The organism is Kitasatospora sp. NPDC059571, assembly GCF_042735675.1.
GTDB lineage: Bacteria > Actinomycetota > Actinomycetes > Streptomycetales > Streptomycetaceae > Kitasatospora.
Map to the genome: position 1 here is coordinate 1 of NZ_JBHWBW010000013.1, position 6,530 is coordinate 6,530.

6 protein-coding genes are annotated in these 6,530 nt (G+C 73.6%); 1 reads left to right on the forward strand and 5 read right to left on the reverse strand.

Annotated features, from left to right (window positions below; translation table 11 throughout):
* Nucleotides 1–343 precede the first annotated feature (343 nt).
* The 3 genes from ACFV0G_RS03535 to ACFV0G_RS03545 form a co-directional block, all read right to left on the reverse strand.
* Nucleotides 344–1,732 (reverse strand): DUF1996 domain-containing protein, encoded by a 1,389-nt coding sequence (locus ACFV0G_RS03535; RefSeq protein WP_380540911.1) that lies wholly within the window; start codon nt 1,730–1,732, stop codon nt 344–346.
* A 64-nt stretch (nt 1,733–1,796) separates the two neighbouring features.
* Nucleotides 1,797–2,456: a DUF4142 domain-containing protein gene (locus ACFV0G_RS03540; protein WP_380540913.1), complete on the reverse strand. Its 660-nt coding sequence runs from the start codon at nt 2,454–2,456 to the stop codon at nt 1,797–1,799.
* 261 nt (nt 2,457–2,717) lie between these two features.
* The gene (locus ACFV0G_RS03545) at nt 2,718–3,482 is read right to left on the reverse strand and encodes a helix-turn-helix domain-containing protein (protein WP_380540916.1); all 765 of its coding nucleotides are present in this window, start codon (nt 3,480–3,482) and stop codon (nt 2,718–2,720) included.
* A 490-nt stretch (nt 3,483–3,972) separates the two neighbouring features.
* Between ACFV0G_RS03545 and ACFV0G_RS03550 the strand changes: the two genes are divergently transcribed.
* Nucleotides 3,973–4,887, forward strand: coding sequence for a LysR family transcriptional regulator (locus tag ACFV0G_RS03550; RefSeq protein ID WP_380540919.1), 915 nt, complete (start codon nt 3,973–3,975; stop codon nt 4,885–4,887).
* Nucleotides 4,888–4,894: 7 nt separating this feature from the next.
* On the opposite strand, the gene ACFV0G_RS03555 is transcribed toward ACFV0G_RS03550, so the two are convergent.
* A complete protein-coding gene (locus ACFV0G_RS03555; RefSeq protein WP_380540922.1) occupies nt 4,895–5,758 on the reverse strand; it encodes a glutathione S-transferase C-terminal domain-containing protein in 864 nt (287 codons plus the stop codon).
* 102 nt (nt 5,759–5,860) lie between these two features.
* Nucleotides 5,861–6,013: a hypothetical protein gene (locus ACFV0G_RS03560; RefSeq protein WP_380540925.1), complete on the reverse strand. Its 153-nt coding sequence runs from the start codon at nt 6,011–6,013 to the stop codon at nt 5,861–5,863.
* Nucleotides 6,014–6,530 lie beyond the last annotated feature (517 nt).

The following is a 6,530-nucleotide window of genomic DNA, read 5'->3' on the forward strand; positions in this document are numbered from 1 at the left end:
GGGCCCCCCCCCTTCGTCTGCCGGGGAAGCAGGCACCCCCCCGGGGGGGTGGCCCGGCCGCCAGCCTGGGGCCGGTCGCCCGCGGGGCCGTCCGGCACCTGCTCGGCGCGGGCGACCCGGGCTGCCAGTCCGGCCCGGCCGGCCCGGGCCGCTCGGCGTGCCCGGCCCGCCCGTGCCGGCCCTGCGGCCGAGTGCCACGCTCGGTGTCCTTGCCCTGTCAACATCGCTGAGCCCTCCGGCTTTCTGCGTGCTCCGCTGGAATGGGTAGCCCGGGTTCCGGGCGGGCCGCGCGGGGTGCGGCGGCTTGGGCCGCCCGGCCCGTCGCGGCGGCGGCCCGTGGGGGTCATCCGCAGCGACGACCCGCGTTGATGCAGCTCACCATCTGGTCCAGCAGGTTGCGGTTCATCACGTTGATGAAGTCCCCGTGGTCGGTGACCGGGTTGTGGAGCTGCTCGGGGAAGCTGTCGACGGCGAAGCGCGCACCGGACGGCACGTCGTAGGCGACCCGCTCGACCAGCTGGGGGATCGCCTTGAAGTTCTTCGGGCAGGCGCCGTTCGCCTGGGAGAAGGCGGTGTGGGTGCGGTGGTTGGCGCTGTCGATGTTCTTGCCGTCCCAGCAGTCCGGGAACTTCAGCGTCCGCACCACCCGGCTGCCGTTCGGGCAGATCGGGTACTTGTCGGCGAGCTGGCGGTTCTCGAACCCGGTGCAGCTCCACGAGGCGTGGGCGTTGGCCGGCCCGTTGGTCAGGGCCTTGGCGTCGCCGGTGATGATCCGCAGGAACCGGGTCATGGGCTGGACCGGGTTCCCCGTGGGAGAGCTGTACGTGATCCCGACCTCGGCCGGCTGCAGGATGCGCCCGACGTTGAGGTCCTGTCCGCCGCCCGGCGCCTTGGCGTCCTTCTCGTTGGCACCGTTGAGGAGCCGCAGCACCGGCCAGTAGTAGGCGGACTGGTCGCCGTTGGAGCAGGTGGTGCCGGCGCCGGCCAGCCGGCCGTTCGAGGAGAACGCGTCGGTGATCTTGTTGCCGACGTAGTCGTGCATGTGGTGGGCGCCGTTGCTCACACCGGGAGCCACGATCACGTTGTCGGGGTTGAGGTGGCGGTTCTCGTTGCGGCCGCACTGCGAGGTGAAGGTGCCGGTGGCCGGCCCGGTGCGGGCGGGCTTGGCGGTGTTCGGGGCGACGGTCCTGATGTCGACGAATCCGCGGGCGGAGCCGGAGTTCTTCGCCGCCGCGGCCTTGTTCGGGTCGGCCGCGGCGCTCTGTGCCGCCGGGGCGAAGTCGCGGGCCGACGCGTCGACCACCAGGTCGCGCCGGATCGTGCAGTTCGACAGTCCGGACAGATCCTGGGGCAGGCCGGAGTCCGGTCCGGCACTCGCCGCGAGCTTCTGCAGGGTCGCGGAGCGCTTGCCGGCCAGCGCGCCCATGACGCGCTGCTCGCCCCCGCCAGCGGGATCCGACAGGCTGCGGTAGGCGTCCGCCACCTGGACGTCGAGGTCGGCGAGATCCTGGTTGACGTCGGCCTGGGCGGCGTCCGGGACGGAGTTCAGCATCACCCCGACGTCGCCGCAGGCGACCGTGCCCATCTGGCCGGCGGACTGCTGCGAGCGCACCGGGCGCTGCCCGGCGAACGCCGCCGCGGCAAGGGCCGAGGCGCCGCTGAGCGCCAGTACCCCGGCCAGCAGCAGGGCGAAGGCCCGCCGCCTGGCCGTATCACGTTTGTGAATCCTCATGTTCGCACCCTCGAAACGGGATCGGGCCTGTCGTACAGGCCGTGGAAAGCACTGCTCCTGTGGTCTAGCGCCGGGGCGTGGAACTCGCGCCCGGCGAGGGCGAACCGGACGGTCCGGTGAGTTCACCGAATTTCACCAGTCCGGTGTTCTCCAGCACCGTCATATGGTCCAGGACCGTGGAGTTGGCCAGGGTCGCGAGATCCCTGACGGTGGAATTCTGGGTGCTGGCGCGCACCTGGGCGACGACCGCGAAGACCTGGCCGTGCGCATTGCGCACGATGTTCGCGAAGAGCCGGTCGAATTCCTCGCCCTGGGCGGCGTCCAGCTGCTGCAGCCACCCCTGCTGCTGGGCGGAGGGCTCGCTGGGCACCTCCATGTTCAGCGTCCGGGCGGTGTCCAGGTCGGCCCGGTCGAGCTCGGTGTGACCGTCGATCAGGTGCTGGCCGGCGGTCCTGACCTCGGGCGTGCCGCCTTTGGCCAGGGCCATCCGGCCTGCGGGTATCTCCCACAGACCGGCCAGCCGGACCCGTTTGACGAAGTCCCGGTCGAGCGGGGTCAGCGGCCCGGACGGCGTCTGCACCGTCCCCGCGCTCGGCGACTCCCCCGCCCGCGGGGTGCGGTACGAGCCCGCCGAGCGCACCACGGGCACCACCAGCGCCGTCACCGTGGAGATCATGGCCACGATCACGAGCAGCGTGGCGAACGACCGCGGCAGGCGACTCACCTGGGGAATCCCGTAGGCGGCGTTCCCGATTCCGCGTTTCTTCCTCGAAGATGACATCGTTTCCTCATCACGCCGGGACGGCGATCGCACGCCGGCCCACCGCCGGAATTCCTTTCCCGGCGGATTCCGGCGGCCGCGAAGAACACCCTACGGAGGCACAGGGGAGCCCGTCGGGGAATTCAACGACAATGGACAGGTTGCAGTGACAACTGATCCCGGTCGACGGTCACGGGAATCTGGAAAGGCCGGAACCGGAACGGCTCACGGGCCGGTGGGGCCGACGTCCTGCCGGGGCTCGGACGCCCGGCGCGGGGGCAGCTCCGCTCTGGTGCGCAGCCGGGCGCACTCGGTGGCCATGCCGTGGATCTTCAACGCCAGCAGGATCTCGAACCGCGCCTGCGAGGTGCGCAGGCTGCTGCCGAAGATCCGCTCCAGCTTGCGGAGCCGGTACCGGACGGTCTGCGGGTGGATGCGCAGCAGGAGCGCCGCCCCGGCGGCGCCGCCGCCCTCCAGCCAGGCGAGCAGGGTCTGCTCCATCCGCTCGCGCTGACGCGGTGTCATGTCCTGGAGCCTGCTGAGCCACTTGGCGGAGAGGTGGCCGGCCAGCAGGGGGTCCTGGAGGAGCACCACCTTGGCCAGGTGGTCCTCGACGAAGAGGAGCTCGCCGGCGCTTCCCGGCCATTTCGGCGCGAGCGCGAGCAGGGTTCGGGCCCAGCGCAGCGACGCCCCGGCGTCGACCCGCGCCACCACCGGTCCGGCCACCGCCGACTGGCCCTTGAGCCAGCGCACGAGCGTCCGGTGCATCCCCGGGACGGGGTCGGGGATCAGCAGGTACGGCTCGGGTCCGTGCAGGTAGGCGACCACCTTCACGGCGGACAGTCCCGGCGGGGGCGGTCCCGGTGCCGCGGAGAGCGCCACCGCCTGGACCGTTCCCGGGCCGCCCCGCGGCCGGGCCCGGCCGGCGGGTTCGGACGGGCGGCGGCTCACCAGTTCACCGCGGCCGCCGGGCAGGGTCAGTGCGTCCACGGCGCCTCCTTCCACGGCCTGCCGGGACGGCACCGCCGGGGCGGGGCGCCCGGCCTCGCCGAACCGGCGGCGCCACGGCCGGGCCGGGTGGACGTCCGCCGCGCGTCGGCGCCGGACAGGGGCTGCGCTTCCGGTCGACCGTAGGGACAAGCGTGCACCGAAACACCTCCCGGGAAGTGCCGGCCGCTGGCGGGCCGGTCACCAGGGAAAGAGGCCGGATTCGAGGTTTCGTCCCGCTCCTTTGCCCATCCTTTACCGACCGGCGGGCGCCGGATCACCTCCCGTGACGAACTGTCACCTCTGTGCCGACCTACCGTCAGCGCATGGGCACGGAGCCGGGACGGACACGAAATCCCCCCATGTCCGGCAATGCCGCAGGTCGATCCGCGCTGTGGCGGGGGCCCGGCGCGGGGTACATTGCCCTACCGGCCGAGCCCGCGGGCACCGCGCCGCCCCCTGTGTCCCATACCGTCCGGACGCGAGCGAGGCCATGATGCGACTGAACCTCAATCAACTGGCGATCTTCGCACAGGTCATCGAATGCGAGGGGTTCTCGGCCGCGGGCCAGGTCCTGTTCCTGAGCCAGTCGTCCGTGTCGAAACAGGTGCAGAACCTGGAGATAGCCCTGCGGACCCAACTGGTCGACCGCTCGGGCCCGAAGATCCGCCCCACCCTGGCCGGCGAGATCCTGCTCGCGCAGACCAAGGAGGTGCTCGCGCTCGCCGACCAGGCCGTCGCCGCCGTCCAGGCGGCGGCCCTCCTGCGCAAGGACCCACTGGTGATCGGCAGCACGAGCACCATCAGCGGGCACTTCCTGCCGGCGGTCCTGCGGGAACTGCGGCGCCGCGAGCCCGATGCGCAGATCAGCCTCGCCGTCAGCACCGCCGACCAGCTCGCCGTGGCGCTGGAGGAGGGCCAGGTCGGCATCGGGCTCAGCGGCAGCCCGCTGCCTCCCGGCCAGTACCGGTCGGAACGGCTCGCCGACGACGACATGCTGCTGGTCTGCCCGGCCGACCATCCGCTGGTGGGCAAGGGGCTCGCCCCCACCGACCTCGCGGGCGAGACCTTCCTGCTGCGCGAGTGCGGCTCGCAGACCCGCCGCCAGCTGACGGACCTGCTGCACAGCTGGGAACTGGCCGGCGCCCGGACCCTCAACCTGTGGGGGACGGAGGGCGTCAAGGAGGCCGCCCGGATCGGCCTGGGCGTGGGGCTGGTGCCGCGCCGGTCCGTGCAACTCGAACTCCGGCACGGCGTGCTCGCCGAGCTGACGGTCCACCCGTCGCCCGAACGCCGTGCGGTGATGGCGAGTTGGACACTGGCCCGCCCGCTGACGGCCTACGAGCAGCTGCTGCTCCCGATCCTGCGGGAGGCCGCCCGGACGACCGCCGGAGTGCCCTCCCGGTGACCCCGGCTCAGCCGGACTGCGGCACCCGCTCCCGTGCGCACTCCGCCCAGTCCACGATCTGCATCGCCGCTCCGGCGGCCTCCTCCCCCCGACAGCGGGCGTGGTGGCGGCGGGCGATGCCGTCCAGGTCGAGGTGGCGGCCGAAGCAGGGGTGGCCGGCCAGCCGGCGGGCGTAGGCCCACAGCCGCGGGTGGTCGGCGATGCGGTCCACGGCCGCGGCGTCCAGGTGCCACCGGTGCACGGTGTCCAGCTGGACCAGGGTCACCCAGAGCCGCACGTCCGCGGCGGTCGGTCCGTCGCCCAGCAGGTGCTCCCGGGCGGCCAGGCGCTGCTCGACCGCGTCCAGCCCGGCCAGCAGGCTCCGCAGCGCGGCCGCCCGCTCCTCCGGGGCGGCGTCCGTCCGACCCGCCTGCTGCGCGGGGGCGTTGATGTCCCGCTCGCAGAACTGCCCGACCGCGGCGATCGAGGCGTCCGCACCGCACGGGTGGAGGTCGGGGCCCGGCCCGGCGAACCGGCGGGCCAGATCGGTGAGGATCTGGGGGCCGTCGGTGCTGACGATCCGTCCGCTCCAGTCGTCGCTGAGCACCGGCGCCTGCGCCGGTCCCCGGTGCCGGTGCGAACTGGCCTCGTACAGCGGCCGGAGCGCCAGGTAGCCGCCGTCGCCCGCGTCGGGCAGCGCCGGCAGCAGGGTCACCGGCAGCGTGTCGCCCAGACCGAGCAGGCTGTGGGTGACGGCGATCTCGAGACAGTGCGGACAGGAGAGCGCGAGGTGGAGCCGGTAGCGGTGCGGCACGGCGTGGTACCCGCTGCGGGCGTCACGGCCGATCCTGCCGCGGAACGCGGACACGACGGGCTGGGGCGAGGCGGACATGAGGGTCTCCCAGGGTGCGGGCGCACACCGACGGGCACGCCACGGATCGGGGGGAAGCGGGGGTGAAGGTGATGCCGGGAGACGGACTCTCCCGGTGCGGTCTCAGCCGAGGACGGCCGCCGGGCCGCGGGAGCCGGTCGCGCCTGCCATGCTGCTGCAGACCCGCAGCAGATCGATGTGGCGGCGGCTGGTCAGCACCGGCAGCAGGCGGACGGCGTGGGCCGCACCCTCGATGACCGGCTCCGGCTGCCTCACGGTTCTCCCGCCTGCGTTCGAGGATGTCCTTCCGGAGTGTCTTCCCGGATCCGCACCCCGTCAAGCGTCCCGGCACGAAGCCGGGCGGCGGCCCCCGGGAGGGCCGCCGCCCTGAACCTCCACCCGGCTGCGTCCGACCGTCGGACCGGATCCGCATCAGCCGTACCGGAGTTCACCCGGGCGGCGCCCGCCGGGCAGGGCTCGACCCGGCGTCGCCCGGTCCGGAGGACGTGGCCGGGTGCTCGCCTTCGCCGGCCTCGACCCGCAGGGCGGGCTGCCCGGCCGGATGGCGCCCGTGCCGGTGCTGCCGGACGCACTGCCGGGCCGGCTCAAGGAGCGGCTGCTCGCCGAGTTCATCGGCTCCATCTTCCGGATCCGAGGCCCCGTGCCCCGCCCGCGGGGGGGGGGCCGCCCCCCCGGGGGGGGGGGCCCCCCCGGGGGGGGGTTAACAACGAGAGGGGACCCCCCGCCCCGCGGCGCCGCGGCGCGCGCCGGGCGCGGGGGGGGAAAAAAACAC